Genomic DNA, 22,538 nt, shown 5'->3' with positions numbered 1-22,538 from the left:
CTCAGCGCTCGGCGGCTTGACGCCGACCGAGTTCGCCGACCAACTGAAACTAGCCCGGAAGGTCGCATGAGGACTGGACCAGATACAGGGTCAGGTCCCATCCCAAGCGCTTCATTGGCGAGCGCCTCGCGGCCATTGGCGCCCAGCACCTCCTTCCCCGAGAAGGAAGGACTTGAAAGAAAGTGCAGATGATCGTGGTAGGCCCCCGACAGCGCCATGAGGACCTTCGCCTTGTTCTCCCAGATTGCGGCGTCAAGAGCGTCGGGGTTCTGCGTGGCGCGCGAAAGTTGATCTCTCAGCTTCCCGACTTGCGCTTCCTTGCGCTCAGCTTCCAGTAAAGCCTCGCCAAGTTCGTGTTCCAACTGGTTATAGAGGCGAAGAAGGGACTTGAGAGCGTCACTACCTTTTTCGTGTTGGTTTTCCAGCACTATTACCTACCACCTCGCATTGCGCTCACGACGGATCAGCCCTCAACACTCTCTGACCGAGACGCAAGGTTGACGTTGATCGTACTGGGGCATCGGAAATTTTCAACACCCTGCGCCTTTCGCGGAGCGCAAAGCGGGCGCCCTGACCTCCGCCACGAATCCCGCTGAAACCGGAGCCGGCGCTCGCCGATTGCCGCAATCTGCGCGACGGTCGGCAGCGCGTTCGCCCAGATCACGGAACATCGGAATTGAAAGCCGGATCGGGGGCGCCCGTCGTCCACGACGAAGGGACGCCTGCGGCCACGCTCGCCGCGGAGGCGGGGGTGGTCGAGCGCCGGACTCACGCGCGGGTTCGACGAACCCGGGGCGCCTCGCGCACGAAGGCGCAGAACGAGCCGCGCGGCTGCGCCGTCCAGCGAGGCGGCAAAGGACGCGCTGACCCATGGCGCCCGTTCCCCGGGCCTCGTCGAGGGGATCTCCGGCTTCTTCGTCAGCGCCGCCCGAGCGCGGAAAGCGCGGGCGGGCGCCTCGGCCGCGACCAGGCTGGTCATCGACGCGGCCGGCGCCGATGTTCATGCCCGCCCGGCCGCGAGCGGCGGCGCGAAACGGCGGAGACGGAGGGCGTTGCCGACGACGAAGACCGAAGAAAGCGCCATCGCCGCCGCGGCGAGGGCGGGCGAGAGCATGAGTCCGAAAGCGGGCTGGAGCGCGCCGGCCGCGACCGGGATGAGTGCGGCGTTGTAGGCGAAGGCCCAGAAGAGGTTCTGCCGGATGTTGCGGATCGTGGCGCGGGAGAGCGCGACCGCGTTCGGCGCGCCGGCAACGGAGCCTGACATCAGCACCACGTCCGCCGCCTCCGCGGCCACGTCCGTCCCGCCGCCGACCGCGAGGCCGGTATCCGCCTCCGCGAGCGCGGGCGCATCGTTGATCCCGTCCCCGACGAAGGCGACGCGGCCCCGGGCCTTCAGCCGCCGCACCGCCTCGACCTTGCCCTCGGGCAGCGCCTCGGCGACCACCTCGTCGATCCCCAGCCGCTTCGCGACCGCCTCCGCCGTTCGCCGGTTGTCGCCCGTAACCATCACGACCTCGAGCCCGAGCGCGTGGAGCGCCGCGATAGCGGCGGGCGTCGTCTCCCTGATCGGGTCGGCGACCGCGAGGATTGCGGCGAGCCGCCCGTCTATCGCGGCGTAGAGCGGCGTCTTGCCCTCGTCGCCGAGCCGCGCCGCCGTGTCGCCGAAGAGCGCTGCGTCGAGCCCGAGCGACGCCATGAAGCGGTCCGCCCCGACCTCGACCCGCCGACCGGCGACATCCGCCCGCGCGCCCATGCCCGTGACGCTTTCGAACGCCCCGGCCTCCTCCCTGGCGAGCCCCTCCGCCTCCGCCGCCGCGACAAGGGCGCGGGCGATCGGATGCTCCGAGTTCGCCTCGACGGCGGCGACGGCGGCCAGAACCTCCGCCCGGTCGAAACCTTCCGCCGTCTCGAGATCGGTGAGCGCCGGCCGCCCCTCGGTCAGCGTCCCCGTCTTGTCGAGCGCGACGATCCTGGCCTCCCGCAGCAGCTGAAGCGCCTCGCCCCGGCGGAAGAGCACGCCAATCTCCGCGCCCCGCCCCGTGCCGACCATGATCGAGACGGGCGTCGCAAGCCCCATCGCGCAGGGGCAGGCGATGATGAGGACGGCGACCGCGGCGACGAGCGCATGGGTCAGCGCCGGCTCCGGCCCGAAGGCGAACCAGAGCGCGAAGGTCGCCGCGGCGACCGCCATCACCGCCGGGACGAACCACATCGTCACCCGATCCACCATCGCCTGGATCGGGAGCTTTGCGCCCTGCGCCGCCTCCACCATGCGCACGATCTGCGCCAGCATGGTCTCGGCGCCCACCGCCTCGACGCGGAAGGCGAAGGCCCCGGCGCCGTTGACCGCGCCGCCCGTCACCGCCGCGCCCTCCGTCTTCTCGACGGGGACCGGCTCTCCGGTGAGCATCGACTCGTCGACGAAGCTGCGGCCCTCGGTCACCGCGCCGTCCGCGGGCACGCGCTCTCCCGGGCGCATCTCCACGATGTCGCCCGGCCGCAGCGCCTCGACCGCGACAGTCTCGACCCGCCCCGCCCGCCGGACCCGCGCCGTCGCCGGGCGGAGCGCGGCGAGCCGGCGGATCGCCTCGGACGTGCGGCCCTTCGCCCTCGCCTCCAGCCAGCGGCCGAAGAGGATCAGCGTCACGATCACCGCCGCCGCCTCGAAATAGACATGGCGCGCATCCTCCGGCAGGAGCTCCGCCATGAAGGTCGCGATGGTGGAATAGACGAAGGCCGCCCCTGCGCCGAGCGCGACGAGGCTGTTCATGTCCGGAGCGCCCCTGGCGAGCGCGGGAAGCCCGATCTCGAAGAAGCGCCGCCCCGGCCCGGCGAGGACGAGCGTCGCAAGGCCGAACTGGACCGCCCAGCTCTGCGTCTGTCCGACCGTGGAGGCGATCCAGTGATGGATGGCGGGGATGAGATGCCCGCCCATCTCGAAAGCGAAGAGCGGCAGGGTGAGAGCCGCCGCGATCAGCGTGTCGCGGCGGAGCGCCGCCGTCTCCGCCTCGCGGCGGGCCGCCGCGGCGCCGTCTCCGGCCTCGCCGCCGGTTTCGTCGGCGACAGGACGCACGCCATAGCCTGCAGCCTCGACCGCGGCGAGAAGCGCCGACATGTCGGCCGCGCCCTCGATCTCGGCCCGCTCCGTCGCGAGGTTCACCCGCGCCGCGCGCACGCCGGGAACGGCCGCGAGCGCGCGCTCCACCCGCCCGACGCAGGAGGCGCAGGTCATCCCCTCCACGTCGAGCCGGACCGGCGCGGAGCGGACCGAATACCCCGCCGCCTCCACCGCGGCCACGAGCGAAGCGCGTGCGCCCGGGGCGTCGACGCGTATCTCGGCGCGTTCGGTGGCGAGGTTCACGGACGCCTCCGTCACGCCCGGCGCCGCCTTAAGCGCGCGCTCGACCCGCCCGACGCAGGAGGCGCAGGTCATCCCCTCGATGGGGAGGGAGATCGTCTCGAAATGGCGGGCCTTGGCGGGGGCGTTCATCGCGGTCTCCGGGTTCGGTATCGGCTCCCCGCTTCAGGTAGGGCTTCCAGTCATGGGAAGGTCAAGCGCCGATCTCCGGAATCTTTCCCCTTGACCTTCCCATTGCGGGAAACCCCATCTGATCGGGGAAGCGGCGACCGGAGGACAGAACCATGAAGTTCCGCATCGAGGCGATGCATTGCGGCGGCTGCGCCCGTGGCGTGACAGCGGCGATCCGCAGCGTCGACCCGGCCGCCGCCGTCGAGGCGGACCCGCCGAGCCGCGCCGTGACCGTGACGACGGACCGGCCCCGCGCCGCGATCGTGGCCGCGCTGGAGGCGGCCGGGTTCCCGCCGGCCGCGTGAGGCCGAACCTCGCCTTCGGCGCGTCGAGCGCGCGGCGCTGAATTCCCGCGTCTCGACAGCGGCGCCGGTCGCGTGCATCCGGTCGCCCTGGCGCCGCAGCAAGCGCAGGTCGGCGTCTTGGCGAAATCGAATGCTCTCCGGTTCATTGCCATTGTCTGTCCTCTTGTTTCGGCTCAGTCAGGATCGGCCGCATTCATCTGTTCCTGATACTCCCTCATCCGCGGCGACCAGCGCGAGCGGATGAAGGCGAGCACATCGCGGATATCGTCGTCCGACAGCACGTCGCCGAAGGCAGGCATGGCGCTCTGCACCCCGCCGACGCCCATCCGCGCCAGCGTCTCGGCGCCGCCCAGCTTCACATAGTCGAAGAGCAGCCGGTCCGAATGATGCCATGTATGGCCGCTGTCGCCATGCGGCGGGGCGCGGAGCGTTCCGTCCGGATTCGGCTCCTGCCAGTCGGGCTCGCCTTCGAGCGAAGCGCCGTGGCAGGACGCGCAATTCTCAGCATAGAGCGACGCGCCGCGCGCCAGATCCGGCTCCGCCGGCGAGCGCAGCGCGAGCGCGGCGAGCCCGATGGCCGCAAGCCCGCAAGCCGCGCCCGCCATGAGCCTGCGGCGGCGATCGGCGGCGTCTGGCTGCGCAGCGGTGGATCGGCGGGTTGGTCCTGTCATCTCGTCCTCGTCGGTCAGGCGGGTCCGCCCCGGCGCGCGGCCGGGCGCGGCCGGGCGCGGCAGAGGATCGTCGAGCCTTCCGCCCGAAGCCCGGCTTCGGGCGGCGCGGCTTCCGGCGCTTCGCCATCGTCGCCGGCGCCGCCGGGAGAGGTAGCGCCTTTCATGGTCGAGAATACCTCGTCCACATGCCGGCGCCACATCGAGCAGGCGCGCATCCGTGCGCTGCGTTTCGGGGGCGCCGAAGCGGATCGCAGGGGGCGACAGGCTCGCCGTTCTGATCCGGGGAAGAGTGCTGAATGACCGGCGGTGGACGCCGCTGCGCGGCTGAGGCGGCTTTCCCCGTTTGCGAGGCGGGCGGTCTCGGGCGGCGCGACGCTCCCCGCATCGCGGAGATTCGCCATTTGATTGCGACCGCAACCATCAAAAGATTTTCTAAATTTCTACCATTTCCTCCGAGTTCGCCTGATTCTTAGTCATCTGAGGAGCAATTTCGCGCGCAGCACCCGATTTCGTTGACCTGAAGTGGAGCGGCCCCTGACCGTATGTTGGAAATTTCAACGAACAGGAGCCGCCATGAGCATCAGCCGCCGCCGTTTCGTAAAGGGCGCAGCCGCCCTCGCCGCAGGGTCTGTGGCCCTGCCCTACGCAGCCGAGGCCAGCGACGACACGATCCTCGTCGGCGGGTTGCACGATCTTTCCGGCCCGATCGACTTCGCCGGGATCCCGATGAACCAGATCCTCCAGCTCGCCGTCGAGGAGATCAACGCCACCGGCGGCCTGCTGGGCAAGCAGCTGAAGGCGGTCACCTACGACCCGCAGTCGAACATGTCGCTCTATTCGCAGTACGCCACCCAGCTTGCGCTGCGCGACAAGGTGGCGGTCGTGCATGGCGGCATCACCTCGGCCAGCCGCGAGACGATCCGCCCGATCTTCCACCGCTTCAAGACTCTCTACTTCTACAACACCCTCTATGAGGGCGGGGTCTGCGACCGCAACGAGATCAGCCTGGGCACCACCCCGGCCCAGACGGTGGAAAAGCTGGTCCCCCATGTGATGAACATGTGGGGCAAGAAGGTCTACACCATCGCCGCCGACTACAACTATGGCCAGATCACCGCCGCATGGGTGAAGCGCTATGTCGAGGCGAATGGCGGCGAGGTGGTCGCGACAGAATTCTTCCCGCTCGACGTCACGCAGTTCGGCTCGACCATCTCGAAGATCCAGGGCGCCGCGCCGGACATCGTCATGTCCGTCCTCGTCGGCACCGGGCATCTCGGCTTCTATCGCCAGTGGGTCGCGGCGGGGATGAAGGACAAGATCCCCATGGCCTCGACCACCTTCGGCGCGGCCGGCACCGAACCGGTCATCATGACGCCGGAGGAGGCGAACGGCATCCCGACCTGCTACGGCTACTACGACACGATCGACAACCCGGTGAACAAGGCGTTCCTCGAGAAGGTCAAGGCGCGCTACCCAACCGACACGCCGCTCCTGTCCGAGCTCTCGGCCTGCACCTGGGAAGGCATGATGATCTGGGCCGACGCGGTGAAGATGGCCGGCACGATCGAGCGCATGCCGGTGATCGAGGCGCTGGAATCGGGCAAGTCCTACGATATGCCGGGGGGCAAGGTCACCATCGACCCGATCACCCACCACGCGATCCGCGACGTCTACATCGCGGAGCTTCAGGACCGCGTCTGGCAGATCAAGGGCAAGTTCGAGCAGGTGCCGCCGAGCGACACGCAGATGGTGTGCAATCTCGTCGAGACGCCGGACGCGAACGTCCATCACGAGATCAGCCTGAACTGAGCGAGGGGGCTTCGGCCCCCTCCCGCAGCATTGGAGCCCTGCATGGACTACGCCTTCATCGTCCTGATCGAAGTTCTGCGCGCCATTTCTTGGCTCGTGCTCCTCGCTTCGGGCCTCGCGATCATCTTCGGCATGATGCGGGTGATCAACATCGCCCATGGCGAGTTCCTGATGCTCGGGGGATACACCGTCATCCTCGCCACCGGGGCCGGCGTGCCGCTGGCGATCTCGATCCTGGTGCTGGCGCCGCTTGTCGTCGGCGTTTTCGGCGTTCTGGTCGAGCGGCTGGTGATCCGGTTCCTCTACGGGCGGATGATCGACACGCTTCTGGCGACATGGGGGCTGGGGCTCTTCATGGTCGGGAGCGTGACGCTGATCTTCGGCAACACGCGCGAGGGCGTCTCGACCCCGCTCGGCGGGTTCTCGGTCGGCGCCTATCAGGTCTCGACCTACACGCTCGTGCTGATCGCCGCGTCGGCGGCGCTTCTGGCGGCGATCTGGGCGGTTCTGAAGTTCACCCGCGCCGGCCTGATCGCCCGCGCCGTGATGCAGAACCCCGGCATGGCGCAAGCGCTCGGGGTCAATTCCCGGCTTGTCTACATGGTCACCTTCGGGATCGGGTCGGCGCTGACCGGGCTCGCCGGGGGGCTGCTCGCGCCGGTCACCGGCGTCGTGCCGTCGATGGGCGTGAACTTCATCGGCCAGTCCTTCATCACCGTCATCGTCGGCGGCGCCTCGGTCATCACCGGGACGATCTCGGCCGCCGGCTCTCTCGGCGCGGTCAGCCAGTCCGTCACCTTCGGCTGGGGGCCGGTCTATGGCGACGCGGCGCTGCTTCTCGCCGCGCTTGTCCTGCTTCGGCTGCTGCCGCAGGGCATCACAGGCCGCATCTTCACGAGGAGCATCTGAGCATGAAACGCTTCGAGAAGCCGATCCTCAGGGATCCGGGTTTCTACGCCGTCACCGCTTTCGGGCTCGTCGTGCTGTTCGTCGCGCCCCTGATCTTCGATTTCTTCGAGATCATGCAGATGACGCAATATGTCGTCCTGTCGGTCTATGCGCTCAGCCTCGCCTATATCTGGGGCTATGGCGGTATCCTCTCCTTCGGGCAGTCGGCCTTCTTCGGGCTCGGCGGCTATACGTTCGCCATCGCGGCGATCAACATGGGCGACACGACGGCGCCACTGATCCTCGCCTTCGTGATCCCCGCGGCGTTCGGCGCGGCGCTCGGCTATTTCATGTTCTACGGGCGGCTCTCCGACGTCTATCTCGGGGTCGTGACGCTGGTCGTGGCGCTGATCTTCTGGAAGATCATCAATACCACCGCCGGCCCCGAATACGCCATCGGCGCCGCGCGGCTCGGCGGGTTCAACGGCATACCCTCGATTCCCATCGTCAACGTGCCGGGCGATCCGAACGCAGACCTCGACCCGGTCCAGCTCTTCCAGTTCTTCATGGTCGTGCTGATCGGCGTCTACATCGCGCTCCGGCTGCTGATCGCTTCGGATTTCGGGCGGATCACCGTATCGATCCGCGAGAACGAGACCCGCACCGCGCTTCTCGGCTACGACGTCCGCCGCCACAAGGTCATCGTCTTCTCCATCGGCTCCGGCATCGCCGGCTTCGCAGGGGCGATGTGGGCGACCTACCAGACTTTCATCGACCCGAACGCCTTCAGCCTGGAGATGTCCGCCAAGGCGCTGATCTGGGCGATGGCGGGGGGCATCGGCACCCTGTTCGGGCCGATCGTCGGCGTCCTCGGGCTCCAGTGGCTGTCCCTCAAGCTCGGGGAGATGACGCTGCCCATCAACAATTTCATGATCCTCGGCGCGATCCTTGTCGTCCTCGTCCTGGTCCTTCCGCGGGGGATCGTGCCGTCGATCAGGCTCTGGGCGATCCAGGGCTGGACCCTCCTGCGCCTCCGGCGGGCGGCGCAGGCGGATGAACAGTCCGCGCCCGCCCGTCCGGCGACCTCCGATGTCTGAGTACCGCATCCTCACCACCGAGGCGCTGACCATGCGCTTCGGCGGCGTCACCGCCGTGGACGGGGTGGACTTCGCCGTCCGCGACGGCGAACTCCGCTGCCTCCTCGGGCCGAACGGGGCGGGCAAGAGCACCTTCTTCAAGTGCCTGACCGGGCAGCTGACGCCGACCTCCGGGCGCGTGACCTTCCGCGACCAGGACATAACGGGCTGGCAGACGCACCAGATCGTCGCCCTTGGCATCGGCATCAAGACGCAGGTGCCGAACCTCTATAACGGCCTCGACGCCTGGGAGCATGTGCGCATCGCGGCCCGGCGCAAACACCTGCCGAAACTGGCGCGGGAGATCGCCGAGAAAAGTCTCGAACGCTGCGGCATCACCGATCTCGCGCGGCGCGAGGTCGGGCTCCTCAGCCACGGCCAGAGGCAGCTTGTGGAGCTGGCCATGGTGCTGGCGGGCGAGCCGACGCTGCTGCTGCTGGACGAGCCGGCCGCCGGAATGACCGGGGAGGAGAGGGACCGTCTGGCCCGCCTCGTGATCGAGGCGTCGAAGACCGCCGCCGTGATCGTCGTCGAGCATGACATGGCCTTCATCCGGCAAATCGCCCGCGACGTCACCGTGTTCCACCGCGGCGCGATCTTCGCGGAGGCGCCGGTGGCGGAAATCATGGCCGATCGGCGGGTGCAGGAGATCTATCTGGGGAAGCAATCAGATGCTGCTTGAGGTGAAGGGGCTGAAGGCGTCCTACGGCGTTGTGCCGGCGTTGCACAGCGTCGACTTCCACGCCAATGCCGGCGAGTGCGTCGGCATCCTCGGCCACAACGGCATGGGCAAGACCACCCTGCTGCGCGCCATCATGGGCTTCGTGAAGGTGACCGGGGGCGAGGTGACGTTCGACGGTCAATCGCTCAAGGGCAAGTCGATCCACGCCCGGGCCCGGATGGGCATGGGGCTTGTCCCGCAGGGGCGGGAGATCTTCCCCAACCTTTCGGTCGAGCAGAACCTGATGGTCGGCATCTCCAACGAGAATCCGGCGGCCGTCGTGCAGGAGATCCTCGCCCTCTTCCCCCGGCTCGAACGACTGCTCGACCGGCGGGGCGGCGCGCTCTCCGGCGGCGAGCAACAGCTTCTCGCGCTCGCGAGATGCCTTTGCGCGCGGCCGCGGCTGATGCTTCTGGACGAGCCGACCGAGGGTATCCAGCCCTCGATCATCGACGAGATCGGCGAGACGCTCGGCAAGCTGACCGCGCGGGGCGAGTTGACCATCGTGCTCGTCGAGCAGAATCTCGAATTCATCACCCGCCTCGCCGGCCGCGTCTACGCCATCACCCGCGGCGTCCTCGATGCGGAAATCCCGCGGGCGAGCCTGACCGACCCGCGGGCGGTCAGCGAATACATGGGCTTCGCAGCCTGAGACGAGGGACAGGAGACTGAAATGGCAGTACAACTTCCCACTTCCGCGCAGGTCGAGAGCGTCGCGGCGGAACTCGGGCTGAGCCTGTCGAAGGAGGATGTGGCCTCCTTCCAGGGCCTGATGAAGGGCTATGTCGACGCCTACAACATCGTCGACCGGCTGCCTGACCCGCTGCCGCGCGTGAAGTATCCCCGGACGCCGGGCCACCGCCCCGCGCCGGAGGAGAACCCGATGGGGGCGTGGTACGTGAAATCAACGATCGCCGGCGCCCCGGAAGGGCGGCTCGCCGGCAAGACCTTCGCGGCGAAGGACAACGTGATGGTCGCCGGCGTGCCGATGATGAACGGCGCCGCTACGCTCGAAGGCTACGTGCCGGAAGTGGACGCGACCATCGTCACCCGCCTGCTCGACGCGGGGGCGACCTGCCTCGGCAAGGCGACCTGCGAGTATTTCTGCCTCTCCGGCGGCAGCCACACCTCGATGCCGGGGCCGGTCCACAACCCCATGAAGCAGGGTTGGTCGGCCGGCGGCTCCTCCTCGGGCTCGGCGGCGCTCGTCGTCTCCGGCGAGGTCGACATGGCCATCGGCGGGGACCAGGGCGGCTCCATCCGGATGCCGGCGGCGTATTCCGGCTGCGTGGGCATGAAGGGCACGCATGGCCTCGTCCCTTATACGGGCGTCATGCCGATCGAGATCTATGTCGACCATACCGGCCCGATGACGCGCTCCGTCGCGGACAATGCGCTGTTCCTCGAAGTCATGGCGGGGCCGGACGGCTACGATTCCCGCCAGATCGGCTGCGCGGTCGACGCCTATACCGAGGCGCTGGACAAGGGCGCGAAGGGGTTGAAGATCGCCGTCGTGAAGGAGGGCTTCGACCGGCCCGATAGCGAACCCGGCGTGGATGCGAAGGTGCGCGCCGCGGCGAAACGGCTGGAGGCGCTCGGGGCCGAGATCTCCGAGGTCTCGATACCGTGGCATACGCTCGGGGCGGCGATCTGGGCGCCGATCGGCCTCGAAGGGCTGACGCAGACGATGATGCTCGGCGACGGCTACGGAACCTCGCGGCAGGACCTCTACGTGACCTCGCTGATGGACTTCCATCGCGGCTGGCGCAAGCGGGCGGATGAACTGTCCGAAACGCTGAAGCTCACGATGCTGTTCGGCGCCTATGCGGACCGGATGTACGGCAAGCGGTTCTACGGCAAGGCGATCAACCTCAGCTATCAGCTGCGCGCCGCCTATGACGCGGTTCTGGCGGACCATGACATGCTCCTGATGCCCACCGTCCCGATGGTCGCGACGAAGCTTCCCGAACCGGGGGCGAGCCGCGAGGACATCTGCGCCCGCGCCTTCGAGATGCTCGGCAACACCTCCCCCTTCGACATTTCGCACCATCCCTCCCTGTCCCTGCCCTGCGGACTCTCTGACGGCCTGCCTGTCGGACTGATGCTGACGGGCCGGTTCTGGGGCGAGAAGGCGCTCTACCAGGCCGCCCACGCCTTCGAATCCGCCGGCGACTGGAAGGGTTTCTGAGCCATGACAATGCCCCTCGCGCCGAACGCGGCGGAGCTGACGGCGATCGGCGAAAGCCTCGGAATCGACTATACGGACGAAGACGTCGCCTTCATCGGCGCAGCCATCACGCCCTTCGTGGCGGCGGCGAACGCGGCGATGCGCCTGCCGGACAACCTGCCGGAATCGCGATGGCCCCGGACGCCGGGCTGGCGGCCGGCGGCGGAGGAGAACCCGCTCAACGCCTGGTACTGGCGGACGGAGATACCCGGCGCGCCGGAAGGGCCGCTCGCCGGCAAGACGGTTGCGCTGAAGGACAACGTCCTCGTCGCCGGCGTGCCGATGATGAACGGCGCGTCGATGTGGCAGCACTACACGCCGGAAGCGGACGCGACCGTGGTCACGCGCCTGCTGGACGCTGGCGCGACGATCCTCGGCAAGGCGCATTGCGAGTATTTCTGTCTTTCGGGCTCCAGCCATTCGAACGCGCTCGGCCCGTGCCACAACCCGGTGAAGCACGGCTATTCCGCGGGCGGCTCCTCTTCGGGCTCGGCCGCGCTGGTCGGCGCAGGCGAGGTGGACATGGCCATCGGCGGCGACCAGGGCGGCTCGATCCGGATGCCCGCCTCCTTTTGCGGGATCGTCGGCCTGAAGCCGACCCATGGCCTCGTCCCCTACAGCGGCATCTGTTCGATGGAGGTGACGATCGACCATGCCGGCCCGATGACCCGGACGGTGGCCGACAACGCCCTCATGCTGGAGGCGATTGCGGGCCCCGACGGCTGGGACGCAAGGCAGCAGAACGTGGTCACGCATCCCTATTCGCGCGCGCTCGGGGAGGGGGTGAAAGGCCTCCGCATCGGCGTTCTCCGCGAAGGGTTCGGCCGGCCCGAGAGCATGGCGGAGGTGGACGCCGCATGCCGCGCGGCGGCGGAGGCGCTGGCGCGGATGGGCGCGGAGGTGGCGGAGGTCTCCGTCCCCGCCCATGACAGGATCGGCGACATCTTCATGCCGATGATCGCGGAAGGCATGGTCCGGCAGCTTACCTTTGGCGGCGGGCTCGGTTCGGGCGCTTTCGGGTTCTATCCCCGGAGCCTCCTGGAAAAGAACCTCGCCGTCAGCGACCGGGCGAACGAGCTCCCCGATACGGTCCGCGCAATGGCGACTTTCGGCGCCTGGGTGTTGAAGAAGTATGGCGGACGGGTCTATGCCAAGGGGCAGAACCTCCGGCCCTTCTACCGGGCGCAATATGACGAGCCCCTTCGCCGTTTCGACCTCCTGCTGATGCCGACCACGCCCATGACCGCGATGAAGCTGCCGGAGCCGGATGTCAGCCGGGAGGACTGGCTGCATCAGGCATGGTGCATGCTCGGGAACACGTCCCCTTACGACTATACCGGGCATCCCGCGATCAGCCTGCCCTGCGGGACGACGTCCGAGGGCCTGCCGATCGGATTGCAACTGGTCGGGCGGCACTTCGACGAGCCGACGATCTATCGCGCCGCGGCGGCGTTCGAGGCCGGCTGATGCTGCTGACCCGGATCGTCGGCCTTGCGGGCGATCCGGGGATTCACCACAGGCTGCATGCGCTGGAGCATGAGGGGCGGGTGGAGATCATCGCCGTCCCTGAAGCGGAGGCCGCGCGGCGGCGCCTGCGGGCGGTGACGGACAAGGGGCGGGACTGCGCCATCGCGCTCGACCGGGCGGAGCGCCTGTCGGACGGCGCGGTGCTCCATCTCGGCGACGATCTCGCCATTCTCGTCCGGCTCGACGGCGGCGCCCGGCTCCGGCTGATCCCGGCCGATGTCGCCTCCGCGCTCCGGCTCGGGCACTGGTGCGGCAATCTCCACTGGCGGGTGGAGTTTGCGCCGGGCCATATGGACGTGATCCTGGAACGGCCGGAAGAGACTTATCGCGAGCGGCTTCGCGACCTCGAAGCGCTCGCAAGCTTCCGCGTGGAGCGGCCATGAGCCTCCTCTCCGCCCTGCAATTCGGCGATTCCGCCTTCCCGAGCGGCGGCTTCGCCTTCTCCTGGGGGCTGGAGACGGCGCTCCGCGACGGGCGCGTCGGGCGCGACGACCTCTCCGGCTGGATCGAGGCGGAGCTCCTGGGCCGCTGGGCGCGGTTCGACCGGGTGGCGCTCGCAGGCGCCTGGGAAGCCGATCCCGACTGGGCCGAGATCGTGGACGCCGCCCTCTGGTCCGAGGCGATGCGGCTCCGCTCGCTCGAAGCCGGCGCGGCGCTCCTGACCTCCGCGCGCCGGATGGGGCTGGAGCCGCTGCCGGCGGCGGCGCACCTGCCGCTCGCCCAGGCGGCGGCCTACCGGGCGGCCGGGCTCACGCTCGAAGAGGCGCTTTCCGTCTCGGCGCATCAGGCCGCGCAGGGGCTCGCCTCGGCGGCGGTCCGGCTGAACGTCGTGGGCGCGGTGGCGGTGCAGGGCCTCCTCCGCACGCTCCGTCCCGCGCTCGAACGCGCCGCCGCCGCGCCCGCGCCGGGAACGCCTCTCTCAAGCTTCGCGCCGCTCTCCGACATCGCGATGCTGCGCCCGCGCGCCGACCGGCTCTTCGTGACCTGAAGGAGGCCCCATGCACCTGACACCCACCGAGATGGAGCGGCTGGCGATCTTCCAGGCGGCCGAGCTCGCCCGCCGCTACCGCGCGCGGGGCATCCGCCTCAGCGCGCCGGAGGCCACGGCGCTGATCGCAGACGAGATCGTGACCGCCGCGCGCGAGGGGCTGGATCATCCCGCGCTCGTGGCCTTCGGGGGTCAGGTGCTGAGCGCCGACGAGGTCCAGCCGGGCGTCGCCTCGATGATCAAGGTCATTTCGGTCGAAGTCATGATGGACGAGGGCACCAAGCTCATAACCGTCTTCGACCCTGTCCGCCCCGGCGCGGAGGCGGAGACGGGCCCCGTACCCGGCGAATACCTGATCGAGCCCGGCGAGATCGAGATCAACGCCGGGCGCGAGGGCGTGGAGATCGAGGTGCTGAACGTCGGGGACAGGACGATCCAGGTCCGGAGCCACGCCCATTTCTTCGAGGTCAACAAGGCGCTTCGCTTTGACCGCCGCGCCGCCTTCGGCATGCGGCTCGACCGGCCTTCGGGCGCGGGCGAGCGCTTCGACCCCGGCGTGGCGCGCGCCGTCCGGCTTGTCCCCTTCGGCGGCCTCCGGCGGATGCACGGCTTCGCCGGGCTGGCCGAGGGCGGGATGGAGACACGGGAGGCGGCCTTCGCCCGCGCCCGGGCGCGCGGCTATATGGAGGAGCCGGAATGAAGATCTCCCGCGCGCAATACGCCGCTTTCTACGGCCCCACGACGGGCGACCGCATCCGCCTCGCAGACACGTCCCTCATCGTCGAGATCGAGCGCGACCACGCCCATCCGGGCGAGGAGCTGACCACCGGCGCCGGCAAGACGATGCGCGACGGGGAAGGATTCCGCACCACGGGCACGGACCGCGCCGGCGCGCTCGACATGGTGGTGCAGAACGCGATCATCCTCGATCCGCTGCTTGGCGTCGTGAAGGGTGATATCGGCGTGCGCCGGGGCCGCATCGTCGGCGTCGGCAAGGCCGGCAATCCGGACGTGATGGAGGGGGTGACGCCCGGCCTCGTCACCGGGCCGAACACCACCGTGATCCACGGCGACCATCACATCGTCACCGCCGGCGTGATCGAGGCGCATGCGCATTTCCTCTCCCCCCAGCAGGTCTGGCATGCGCTCGCGGGGGGCTGCACGACGATGATCGGCATGTCGCCCGGCCCACATTTCGACACGTCCTGCGCCGGGCCCCACACGCTCGGCCGGCTGATCCAGGCGGCGGACGAGTATCCGATCAATTTCGGCTTCCTCGGCCGCGGCTGTTCGGATCCGGGCGCGGTGGCGGAATCGGTCGCGGGCGGTGCGCTCGGCGTGAAGATCCACGAGGATCTGGGCGCCTCCCCCGGCGTGATCGACGGCTGCCTCAGGGCGGCGGACGACGCGGACTTCTCGGTCCATATCCACACCGACACGATCAACGAGTTCGGCTTCTACGAGGATACGATGGCGGCGGTCGCGAACCGCACCATCCACATGTACCACACGGAAGGCGCCGGCGGCGGCCACGCGCCGGACATCCTCGCCGTCAACCAGCACGCCTGCGTCCTCCCCTCCTCGACCAATCCGACCAACCCCTTCACGCCCGCGGCGCTGGAGGAAGGGGTGCCGATGACGATGCTCGCCCACATGATGAGCTTCGACCTGCCGGAGGATGTCGCCTTCGCCGAAAGCCGCATCCGCCCGCAATCCATGTCCGCGGAGGATTTCCTGCACGACATGGGCGCCGTCTCCATCTTCGCGACGGATACCCAGGGTATGGGCCGCCTCGCCGAGAACGCTGCGAAATGCTTCCAGCTCGCCAGCGTGATGAAGGACCGGCTCGGCCCGCTCGAAGGGGACAGCGCGCGGAACGACAATTCCCGCGTGCTTCGCTATCTCGCCAAGCTCACGATCAACCCGGCGATCGCCGCCGGAATAGACGCGCATGTCGGCGCCATCGCGCCGGGGCGGATGGCGGACCTCGCCTTCTGGCCCCCCGCGAGCTTCGGCGCGAAACCCTCCATGGTCGTGAAGGCGGGGGAGATCGTCTGGTCCACGATGGGGGACGGGAACGGCAGCCATATCGGCTCGGAGCCGATGCTGCACCGGCCGATGTGGGGCGCGCTCGGCACGGCGAAGCACCGCGTCGGCGTCACCTTCGCGAGCCGCCTCGCGGTCGAGAGCGGCGTGGCGGGGCGGCTCGGCGTCGCGAAGGAGATCCTGCCGATCTCCAGCGTCCGCGCCTTGCGGAAGACGGACATGGTGCGCAACGCCGCCATGCCCGTGATCGAGGTCGACCCGCGCACATTCGACGTGCGGGCGGACGGCCGGAGGCTCTGGGCGCCGCCGGTCACCTCCGTCCCGCTCAACCGCCGGCATTTCCTCCGATGACCGCGGCGAGGGTGGGCATCGGCGGCCCGGTCGGCTCGGGCAAGACCGCGCTGATCGAGCGGCTGCTGGAGCGGATGGCGGGGCGGGTCGACGTCGCCGTCATCACCAACGACCTCGTGACCGACGAGGATGCGGAGCGCCTCCGCCGCGGCGGGCGGCTCCCGCCGGAGCGCATTCTCGCGGTGCAGGCCGGCGCCTGCCCCCATACCGTGATCCGCGAGGATCCGACGATGAACATCGCCGCGGCGGACCGGCTTGAGGCCGCGTTCCCCGGGCTCGAACTGATCCTGATCGAAAGCGGGGGGGACAACCTCGCCTCCACCTTCTCCCTGGATCTGGTGGACTGGTGGATGTTCGTGATCGACGTCGCGGGCGGGGACGACATCCCCCGAAAGAACGGCCCCGGCGTGCTGATGTGCGACCTTCTGATCGTGAACAAGACCGATCTCGGCCCCCATGTCGGCGTCGATGTTCCGACGATGGTGGAGACGGCGCGCAGGGCGCGGCGGGACCGCCCCGTGCTCTCCACCGATGCGCGCTCCGGCGGGGGCGTGGATGCGGTGCTGGACCACATCAGCGCCGCGGTGCTCTTCACGTGAGCCTCGACCTGCCCCGCGCCGGCGGGCCGGTTCTCGACCTCCTGCTGGAGCGGGGGCCCGGCGGCGTCACGCGCATCGCGCGCCGCCGCGTCGCCTGGCCCTGGTCGCTGCCGCGTGGCTACGCGCTCGGCGGGCCGGAAGGCTGCCTGACCCTCGTGCCGCAGGCCGCGGGCGCGGCGCTCATGCCGGGCGACATCTGGGAGCAGCGGCTGACCCTCGGCCCGGGCGCGGCCGCGCGGCTGGTCACCGCGGGCGCGACGGCGGTTCACGGGCCGGGCGGGGCGGAGACGATATGGCGGCTCTCGCTCGCACCCGGCGCGTGGCTCGCCATGCTGCCCGACCCGGCCGTGCTCTTCGAGGGCGCCGCCCTCCGGCAGACGGTCGAGGCCGATCTCGGGCCGGGCGCCGTCCTGATTCTGGCGGACGGCGTGTGCCTCCGTGCGCCGGATGTCCGCCCGCTCGGCTGGACCTCCCGGCTCGTCGTCACCGGGCCGGAAGGAACGATCCTGACCGAGCGGCAGGAGGCCGGGCCCGAAAGCTTCCCCCGCCTCGCCCGGCTGCCGGATGCCCCCGCCGCCTTCGGCAGCCTGACGGCGTTCGGGGCCTTTCCAGCGGAGCCCGGCCCGCTCGACCTGCCGGGCTGCTATGCGGCTGCGGGCTTGCTGCGCGGCGGCGCCGGGATGACGGCCCGCATCGCCGCGCCGAGCGGGGGCGCTCTTTCGAGCGCCCTCCGCCGCCTCGCCGCCGCCTGGGCGCCGCGCTTCGAGCCGCGGCTCTAGGCGGCGGTCTTCGCCTTGGCGCGCTCGATGCCGGCGACCACCTGGTCGGCGCTTTGCAGGTCAGCGAAGATCGTCGCCATGTTGGCGAGGGTGGCGTTGTGCTCCCAATCGGTATGCGTGGCGTTGCCGTCGGTCACGAAGACGGTGCGATAGTTCCGCTGGTTCGCGTCCCGCGCCGTGCTCTCGCAGCAGCAATTGGTCAGCGTGCCGGTGATGATCAGCGTGTCGATCCCCTTCTTGCGCAGCATCTCGTCAAGATCGCAGGTTCCCGGCACGAAGGCGGAGAAGCGCGTCTTGTCGACGATCCAGTCCGCCGGCTGAACGTCCAGCGCCGACCAGAGCTCGAAATCCGGATGGCCGGGCGTGAACACCTCCTTCAGCTCCTCCGAGGCCGCATCCGTGAGCATCTCGCCGTACCAAGCCGTCCAGTTCTGCGGCTCGGCGGCGTCATGGGTATAGCGGAGATAGACGACAAGGCCGCCCGCGTCCCGCAGCGCCTTCGTGATGCGGTTGACGGCGGGGACGATGGCGCGCGCCATCGGCACCTCCACCGCCGCGCCTTCGCGCATGAAGCCGTTCTGGAGGTCGACGACGATATGCGCCGTCCGGGTGGGGTCGAGCCGGTCGAAGATTACCTCGCGGTCACCGCGCAGGCCCTTCGCGCGGGCGAGAATGAAGTCGGGAAGGTCGATCTTGTGCATCTGAATCTCCTCTCAGGCGGTGAAGGGGGAAAGGTCGGGCCGGCGCGTGTGCCACCCCGTGACGGTCTGGAAGGCGTGGCCGGCGGAGAGCAGCGCCGGCTCCGAGAGCGCCGGGCCCATCAGCTGGAGCCCGATCGGCGCGCCCTTCGCGTCGAACCCGGCGGGGAAGGTCAGCGCAGGGAGACCGGCCATGTCCGCCGGCGCGGTGAATTTCAGCAGCGCCTCGATGCCGCCCTCAACCATCGCCATGAAGTCCGGAATCGTCGGCGTGTCGCCGGTGAGCACAGGCATGAGGACCATGTCCACGTCCATGAGGCTCCGGTTCAGCGCGCCGACATAGATCAGCCGGTTCTGCATGGCGCGGGCGAGCTCAAGCCCGGTGACCGCGTGGCCGGCTTCGATGAGGGCCCCGATCGGGCCGTAATGCGCCTTCTTCGCCGGCCATGTCTCGGCATGGGCGACCGCGCATTCGGCGGCGCAGATCGCGTTCCAGTCGTCGAACATGCCGGCGTCATCGGGCAGGGTGACGGGAACGATCCGCGCGCCGAGCGCCCGGAAAGCCTCCAGCGCATCGGTGAGCGCGGCCGCCGTGGCGGGCGAGACCGCTCCCATGACAAGAGCCTCGTCGAAGCCGATGCGAAGGCCGCTGACCGGGGTGGAGAGGCCGGCGAGGTAGTCGGGCGTCGGCGCGTCCAGCGTGGTGGGGTCGCGCGGGTCCGCACCGGCGAGCGCCGTCATCATCGCGGCGCAATCCTCCGCCGCCCGCGCCATCGGGCCGACATGGTCGAGGCTGTCCGCGAGCGCGAAGACCCCGGCGCGGCTGACGCGGCCCCAGGTCGGCTTCAGCCCCGTCACGCCGCAGGCGGCGGAGGGGAACCGGATCGACCCGCCCGTGTCGGAGCCGAGCGAAGCGAAGCACTGGCCCGCGGCGACAGACGAGCCGGACCCGGAGGAGGACGCCCCGGTCCAGGTTCGCTCCCCCCAGGGGTTGACCGGCGTCTGCAGGAGCGGGTGGTGATGGGCGAAGGCCCCTTCCGTCATCGCAAGCTTGCCAAGGATGATCGCCCCGGCCTGTTCGAGCCGGACGCAGACCGTGGCGTCCGCCTCCGCCATGTAATCCTTGTGGATCGACATGCCCGCGGAGGTCGGCGCCCATTCCGTCCGGCAGAGATCCTTGACCGCAACGGGCACGCCGTGAAGCGGGCCGCGGACCTGCCCGGCGGCTCGCTCGGCGTCGAGGGCCCGGGCCTTCGACAGGGCGCGCTCGCCGGCGACGATCATGTAGGATTTCAGGCTTGCGTCCGTCGCCTCGATGCGGGCCAGCGCGGCCTCCGTCAGGTCCAGAGCGCTCACCGCGCCGGACGAGAGCATCCGGGACGCCTGCATCAGCCCCAGATCCGCCGGGCTGCCCAATTCGTGACCATCCTTCATCGCTTCTCTCCCGAGACTGCCCGATCCGCTATCAGATTCGATAGTTGAAAACAAAAATGTTGCAATGCAAGGGGAATCTGAGACTCTGTCACTGACGGAGGCGTGATGAAGCTCGGGCTGATCCTGCCGCGACGAGGACCAAGCGGCTTGTGGGCCGCGGGCTGCGAGGCCGCCGCCTTCCTCGCCGTCGCCGAAATCAACGCTGCAGGGGGCGTGCGCGGAGAGCCGGTGCGCATGGCGGTCGCCTGTTCGGGAGAGACGCCCGCCGACGCAGCGGAAGCAGCCGGAGCCCTGCAGGAGACCGAACATCCGGACGCCGTCATCGGCTTCCAGCCCAGCCATATGCGCCACGCCGTCCGGGCGCGGCTCGCCGGCGCCGTTCCCTATTTCTACACGCCGCAATACGAGGGGGGCTATCCCGGGCCGGGCACGCTGGCGCTCGGCGTGACGGACGAGGAGGCGCTGCGCCCGGCGCTCTCCTGGCTGATGGACGCGCGGGGAGTTCGCCGCTGCTTTTTCGTGGGCAACGATTACATCTGGCCGAGGACGGCCCACGGCACGGCGCACGATGCGATGGCCCAATGCGGCCTGCAGTCCTGCGGCTCGGCGATAATCCCGTTCGGCACCGAGGATTACGAGCCGCTCCTCGCGACAATCCGGCGCGCCGCGCCGGATCTGGTCATCACCGTTCTCCTCGGCGAGGAGACGGTCCGGTTCAATCGCGCCTTCGCTGCGGCGGGCATGGCGGCGCGAAGCCTCCGGCTGGCGCTGGCGATGGACGAGACGCTGCTGCTCGGGATCGGCCCCGACGCAGCCGAGAACCTGTTCGCCGCCGAGACCTTTTTCGCGGGCAATCACGGCCGAGCGGACGACCCGATGCTCGCGCTCTATGACGCCGCCTATGGCCGTTCGCTGCCGCCGGTGAATGTGTTCTCCCTCGGCTGCTACAACGCCATCAGGCTCGTCGCCGACCTTGCCGGAGAGGCGGGCCGCTCGGATGCGAAGAGCCTCCTCACGGCGATGCGCCGCCCGCATGCCAGGCGCAGCCGGCTCAGGCCGATCCATATCGCCGAGGCGGACGGCACCGGCTTCCGGGTTCGCGCCACGCTCTGAGCCGCGCCGGTTTCTCTTGATCGCGCCCCCGTCATCGGCATATCCACGCTGCAATGGTAGAAAACGATATGGTCTCTTGGGAGAGAGACGCCGGAGGACTGAAATGAACGGCCCGGAACTGAACCAGCAGCTCGGATACATCATCGCCAGCGTCAATCGCCGGCTGGAGGATGAGCTCGCCGAACGGCTCCGGCCCGGCGGCGTGCCGATAGAACAGTTCCGTGTGCTGGAGGCGCTCGCCCAGCGCGGGGAATGCGCGATGGGGGAACTCGCACAGATCATCCTAGTCGAGCCCGCAACGCTCACGAAAATCGTGGACCGCATGGTCTCGGAGCAGCTCGTCTTCCGCTCGCCCGATCCGGCCGACCGGCGCCGGGTGAAGATCCTCACCACGCCGGAGGGAAAGGCGCTCTGGAAGCGGCTTTCCGGGGTCAGCAAGGCGCAGGAGGCGCGCATCGCCGCGCTGCTGGACGCTCCGCGCGCGGAAGAGCTGAGGTCGCTCCTCCGCGAGCTTCTGGATCGTTGAGCACCGCCGGCGACGGGACGGAGATCGCCCCCCGAGCCGACGCCGAAGCTCAGCAGCCGCCGCGGGCGCGAACCTGACCGGCCGGAACTCGCCGCAATCGGGAGCGACGGCGAAACGCCCGGCCCGGAACGGAGGCTCCGGCATCTCGGCGAGGCGAAGGGCCCGGGGGCCATGCGCTGCTGTCTTCGCCGCCGGCTTGTCCTTACCCGTCATCGGGCGTCTCGCCCGCCATGAGAGCGGCGAAAAGACGCCCGACGTCGTCGCGGGCGTTTGACTTCGCCGCGGAGACGACCTTGCGAAGAGGTCGCGCCCTGAACGAGCGCTGTCTCGATGACGGAGACGACCCATCCGGCGCGGTCCTGGCGCTGTTCGGGGTTTCGTCGTCACTCTCGGCGCTCTCCATCGGAGAGGCGGCTTCGCCACGCCTGCGGTCTGAGCTTGAAACGAGGCGGCGGGCCTGACGGGCAGGCCATCAGACTGGCGACGCTCGTCGTGCCGTTCCGCGTTGCAATGCGTGCGAAGGCAAGCCCGCCGATGACGGCGCGATCACGCGCGAAAGAGACGGAAATCCGCCGCAACGGATTGATCCGATCCGGAGAAATCAGGGGAATGATAGCGGAGGTTCGTTCCTGTCAAACCCCGACGCTCCGGCTCGCCGAGACTTGCACTTGAAATCAACAATTCAGGCCGAATAGGTCGCTGCGCCGATGTCGCCCGTCCACGCCCAGGCGGCAAGCAGCTGCTCCGCCTCAGTCCGCATGGCGTGGGTTCGTCTGGGCGCGTGATGAACAAATTCGCCGGGCCGCCTCGGCCGCGGCTCCTCGCCGTCGACGGCCCAGAGCGCGGTTCCCTGCAACACGAGGTAGAGTTCCTCCGCTGCATGCCGGTGTGGCGGATAGAGGAGATGCGCACGCTGGACAAGGAGACCGAAGCGGATATCCGGGTCGATGAACATCCCGTCGGGGCCGAGGATTTCGCAGACGGCCATCTTGTCCGCGATCTCCGGAGAAAGGCGGCCGAATCCTGGCGCCCGCCATTCAAGGAGCGGCAAGCAAGGGACAAGAACCTCGACCAGCGGGTCGCACGCGCCCGCCATCCCGTCCATGGCCGGAAGCATCGCGCGGGGTGATCGCGGGGCGAGGTCGCGCGGCTTCTCAAGCGCGGCGGCAATCTTCGTTCCTATCTCGCTTC

Annotated in this window: 22 protein-coding genes; 16 read left to right on the top strand and 6 right to left on the bottom strand. The window is 69.3% G+C overall.

Annotated elements, in window-relative coordinates:
- On the bottom strand, positions 1-428 hold a 428-nt coding region (locus ACE37J_RS09375), incomplete at its 3' end, for a hypothetical protein (protein WP_409710542.1).
- Positions 429-1,000: 572 nt separating this feature from the next.
- The gene (locus ACE37J_RS09370; protein WP_409710539.1) at positions 1,001-3,490 is read right to left on the bottom strand and encodes a heavy metal translocating P-type ATPase; all 2,490 of its coding nucleotides are present in this window, start codon (positions 3,488-3,490) and stop codon (positions 1,001-1,003) included.
- Between the two features lie 152 nt (positions 3,491-3,642).
- Here ACE37J_RS09370 and ACE37J_RS09365 point away from each other — a divergent pair, with 152 nt between their 5' ends.
- Positions 3,643-3,834, top strand: coding sequence for a heavy-metal-associated domain-containing protein (locus tag ACE37J_RS09365; RefSeq protein WP_409710536.1), 192 nt, complete (start codon positions 3,643-3,645; stop codon positions 3,832-3,834).
- A gap of 173 nt (positions 3,835-4,007) precedes the next feature.
- Here the strand turns inward: ACE37J_RS09365 and ACE37J_RS09360 are convergent, their stop codons facing one another.
- Positions 4,008-4,439, bottom strand: coding sequence for a c-type cytochrome (locus tag ACE37J_RS09360; RefSeq protein ID WP_409710533.1), 432 nt, complete (start codon positions 4,437-4,439; stop codon positions 4,008-4,010).
- 639 nt (positions 4,440-5,078) lie between these two features.
- Between ACE37J_RS09360 and ACE37J_RS09355 the strand changes: the two genes are divergently transcribed.
- The 13 genes from ACE37J_RS09355 to ACE37J_RS09295 are packed head-to-tail and all read left to right on the top strand — an operon-like array spanning position 5,079 to position 17,576.
- Positions 5,079-6,314: a transporter substrate-binding protein gene (locus tag ACE37J_RS09355; RefSeq protein WP_409710530.1), complete on the top strand. Its 1,236-nt coding sequence runs from the start codon at positions 5,079-5,081 to the stop codon at positions 6,312-6,314.
- 42 nt (positions 6,315-6,356) lie between these two features.
- Positions 6,357-7,223 carry a branched-chain amino acid ABC transporter permease gene (locus ACE37J_RS09350; protein WP_409710527.1) on the top strand — a complete coding sequence of 289 codons (867 nt, stop codon included), beginning with the start codon at positions 6,357-6,359 and terminating at the stop codon, positions 7,221-7,223.
- 2 nt (positions 7,224-7,225) lie between these two features.
- Positions 7,226-8,299 carry an ABC transporter permease subunit gene (locus tag ACE37J_RS09345; RefSeq protein WP_409710524.1) on the top strand — a complete coding sequence of 358 codons (1,074 nt, stop codon included), beginning with the start codon at positions 7,226-7,228 and terminating at the stop codon, positions 8,297-8,299.
- Positions 8,292-9,020 (top strand): ABC transporter ATP-binding protein, encoded by a 729-nt coding sequence (locus ACE37J_RS09340; protein ID WP_409710520.1) that lies wholly within the window; start codon positions 8,292-8,294, stop codon positions 9,018-9,020. Before ACE37J_RS09345 ends, ACE37J_RS09340 begins: the two co-directional genes overlap by 8 nt.
- Positions 9,010-9,711, top strand: a complete 702-nt coding sequence (locus ACE37J_RS09335; protein ID WP_409710517.1) for an ABC transporter ATP-binding protein — start codon at positions 9,010-9,012, stop codon at positions 9,709-9,711. Before ACE37J_RS09340 ends, ACE37J_RS09335 begins: the two co-directional genes overlap by 11 nt.
- 21 nt (positions 9,712-9,732) lie before the next feature.
- The gene (locus tag ACE37J_RS09330; protein WP_409710514.1) at positions 9,733-11,247 is read left to right on the top strand and encodes an amidase; all 1,515 of its coding nucleotides are present in this window, start codon (positions 9,733-9,735) and stop codon (positions 11,245-11,247) included.
- A 3-nt stretch (positions 11,248-11,250) separates the two neighbouring features.
- Positions 11,251-12,753, top strand: coding sequence for an amidase (locus ACE37J_RS09325; RefSeq protein WP_409710511.1), 1,503 nt, complete (start codon positions 11,251-11,253; stop codon positions 12,751-12,753).
- A complete protein-coding gene (locus ACE37J_RS09320) occupies positions 12,753-13,196 on the top strand; it encodes an urease accessory protein UreE (RefSeq protein ID WP_409710508.1) in 444 nt (147 codons plus the stop codon). The genes ACE37J_RS09325 and ACE37J_RS09320 overlap by 1 nt, the downstream gene beginning before the upstream one ends.
- A complete protein-coding gene (locus ACE37J_RS09315) occupies positions 13,193-13,801 on the top strand; it encodes an urease accessory protein UreF (RefSeq protein ID WP_409710505.1) in 609 nt (202 codons plus the stop codon). Before ACE37J_RS09320 ends, ACE37J_RS09315 begins: the two co-directional genes overlap by 4 nt.
- A 10-nt stretch (positions 13,802-13,811) precedes the next feature.
- On the top strand, positions 13,812-14,501 hold the full coding sequence (gene ureB / locus ACE37J_RS09310) for an urease subunit beta (RefSeq protein ID WP_409710502.1): 690 nt from the start codon (positions 13,812-13,814) through the stop codon (positions 14,499-14,501).
- On the top strand, positions 14,498-16,198 hold the full coding sequence (gene ureC, locus ACE37J_RS09305) for an urease subunit alpha (RefSeq protein WP_409710499.1): 1,701 nt from the start codon (positions 14,498-14,500) through the stop codon (positions 16,196-16,198). The genes ureB and ureC overlap by 4 nt, the downstream gene beginning before the upstream one ends.
- Complete coding sequence (gene ureG, locus ACE37J_RS09300; RefSeq protein ID WP_409710496.1) at positions 16,195-16,797, top strand: urease accessory protein UreG; 603 nt, start codon at positions 16,195-16,197, stop codon at positions 16,795-16,797. Before ureC ends, ureG begins: the two co-directional genes overlap by 4 nt.
- On the top strand, positions 16,794-17,576 hold the full coding sequence (locus tag ACE37J_RS09295) for an urease accessory protein UreD (protein ID WP_409710493.1): 783 nt from the start codon (positions 16,794-16,796) through the stop codon (positions 17,574-17,576). Before ureG ends, ACE37J_RS09295 begins: the two co-directional genes overlap by 4 nt.
- Here ACE37J_RS09295 and ACE37J_RS09290 read toward each other — a convergent pair.
- Positions 17,573-18,277, bottom strand: coding sequence for a cysteine hydrolase family protein (locus tag ACE37J_RS09290; protein ID WP_409710490.1), 705 nt, complete (start codon positions 18,275-18,277; stop codon positions 17,573-17,575). The two genes, ACE37J_RS09295 and ACE37J_RS09290, sit on opposite strands and share 4 nt — an antisense overlap.
- Positions 18,278-18,289: 12 nt before the next feature.
- On the bottom strand, positions 18,290-19,708 hold the full coding sequence (locus ACE37J_RS09285) for an amidase (protein ID WP_409710488.1): 1,419 nt from the start codon (positions 19,706-19,708) through the stop codon (positions 18,290-18,292).
- A 105-nt stretch (positions 19,709-19,813) separates the two neighbouring features.
- Between ACE37J_RS09285 and ACE37J_RS09280 the strand changes: the two genes are divergently transcribed.
- Positions 19,814-20,821, top strand: a complete 1,008-nt coding sequence (locus ACE37J_RS09280; RefSeq protein ID WP_409710485.1) for an ABC transporter substrate-binding protein — start codon at positions 19,814-19,816, stop codon at positions 20,819-20,821.
- Between the two features lie 103 nt (positions 20,822-20,924).
- Positions 20,925-21,347: a MarR family winged helix-turn-helix transcriptional regulator gene (locus tag ACE37J_RS09275; protein WP_409710483.1), complete on the top strand. Its 423-nt coding sequence runs from the start codon at positions 20,925-20,927 to the stop codon at positions 21,345-21,347.
- Positions 21,348-22,029: 682 nt separating this feature from the next.
- On the opposite strand, the gene ACE37J_RS09270 is transcribed toward ACE37J_RS09275, so the two are convergent.
- A complete protein-coding gene (locus ACE37J_RS09270; protein WP_409710480.1) occupies positions 22,030-22,464 on the bottom strand; it encodes a dimethylsulfonioproprionate lyase family protein in 435 nt (144 codons plus the stop codon).
- Positions 22,465-22,538: the final 74 nt, after the last annotated feature.

The organism is Pikeienuella sp., from assembly GCF_046290545.1.
GTDB lineage: Bacteria > Pseudomonadota > Alphaproteobacteria > Rhodobacterales > Rhodobacteraceae > Pikeienuella.
The sequence above is the reverse complement of the archived record's forward strand: the minus strand, read 5'-3'. Positions and strand labels throughout refer to the sequence as shown.

Excerpts from the sequence above, each read along its gene's own strand:
- ACE37J_RS09370 (WP_409710539.1), bottom strand. The coding sequence starts at position 3,490 with ATGAACGCCCCCGCCAAGGCCCGCCATTTCGAGACGATCTCCCTCCCC.
- ACE37J_RS09365 (WP_409710536.1), top strand. The coding sequence starts at position 3,643 with ATGAAGTTCCGCATCGAGGCGATGCATTGCGGCGGCTGCGCCCGTGGC.
- ACE37J_RS09360 (WP_409710533.1), bottom strand. The coding sequence starts at position 4,439 with ATGGCGGGCGCGGCTTGCGGGCTTGCGGCCATCGGGCTCGCCGCGCTC.
- ACE37J_RS09355 (WP_409710530.1), top strand. The coding sequence starts at position 5,079 with ATGAGCATCAGCCGCCGCCGTTTCGTAAAGGGCGCAGCCGCCCTCGCC.
- ACE37J_RS09350 (WP_409710527.1), top strand. The coding sequence starts at position 6,357 with ATGGACTACGCCTTCATCGTCCTGATCGAAGTTCTGCGCGCCATTTCT.
- ACE37J_RS09345 (WP_409710524.1), top strand. The coding sequence starts at position 7,226 with ATGAAACGCTTCGAGAAGCCGATCCTCAGGGATCCGGGTTTCTACGCC.
- ACE37J_RS09340 (WP_409710520.1), top strand. The coding sequence starts at position 8,292 with ATGTCTGAGTACCGCATCCTCACCACCGAGGCGCTGACCATGCGCTTC.
- ACE37J_RS09335 (WP_409710517.1), top strand. The coding sequence starts at position 9,010 with ATGCTGCTTGAGGTGAAGGGGCTGAAGGCGTCCTACGGCGTTGTGCCG.
- ACE37J_RS09330 (WP_409710514.1), top strand. The coding sequence starts at position 9,733 with ATGGCAGTACAACTTCCCACTTCCGCGCAGGTCGAGAGCGTCGCGGCG.
- ACE37J_RS09325 (WP_409710511.1), top strand. The coding sequence starts at position 11,251 with ATGACAATGCCCCTCGCGCCGAACGCGGCGGAGCTGACGGCGATCGGC.
- ACE37J_RS09320 (WP_409710508.1), top strand. The coding sequence starts at position 12,753 with ATGCTGCTGACCCGGATCGTCGGCCTTGCGGGCGATCCGGGGATTCAC.
- ACE37J_RS09315 (WP_409710505.1), top strand. The coding sequence starts at position 13,193 with ATGAGCCTCCTCTCCGCCCTGCAATTCGGCGATTCCGCCTTCCCGAGC.
- ureB (WP_409710502.1), top strand. The coding sequence starts at position 13,812 with ATGCACCTGACACCCACCGAGATGGAGCGGCTGGCGATCTTCCAGGCG.
- ureC (WP_409710499.1), top strand. The coding sequence starts at position 14,498 with ATGAAGATCTCCCGCGCGCAATACGCCGCTTTCTACGGCCCCACGACG.
- ureG (WP_409710496.1), top strand. The coding sequence starts at position 16,195 with ATGACCGCGGCGAGGGTGGGCATCGGCGGCCCGGTCGGCTCGGGCAAG.
- ACE37J_RS09290 (WP_409710490.1), bottom strand. The coding sequence starts at position 18,277 with ATGCACAAGATCGACCTTCCCGACTTCATTCTCGCCCGCGCGAAGGGC.
- ACE37J_RS09285 (WP_409710488.1), bottom strand. The coding sequence starts at position 19,708 with ATGAAGGATGGTCACGAATTGGGCAGCCCGGCGGATCTGGGGCTGATG.
- ACE37J_RS09280 (WP_409710485.1), top strand. The coding sequence starts at position 19,814 with ATGAAGCTCGGGCTGATCCTGCCGCGACGAGGACCAAGCGGCTTGTGG.
- ACE37J_RS09275 (WP_409710483.1), top strand. The coding sequence starts at position 20,925 with ATGAACGGCCCGGAACTGAACCAGCAGCTCGGATACATCATCGCCAGC.
- ACE37J_RS09270 (WP_409710480.1), bottom strand. The coding sequence starts at position 22,464 with ATGCTTCCGGCCATGGACGGGATGGCGGGCGCGTGCGACCCGCTGGTC.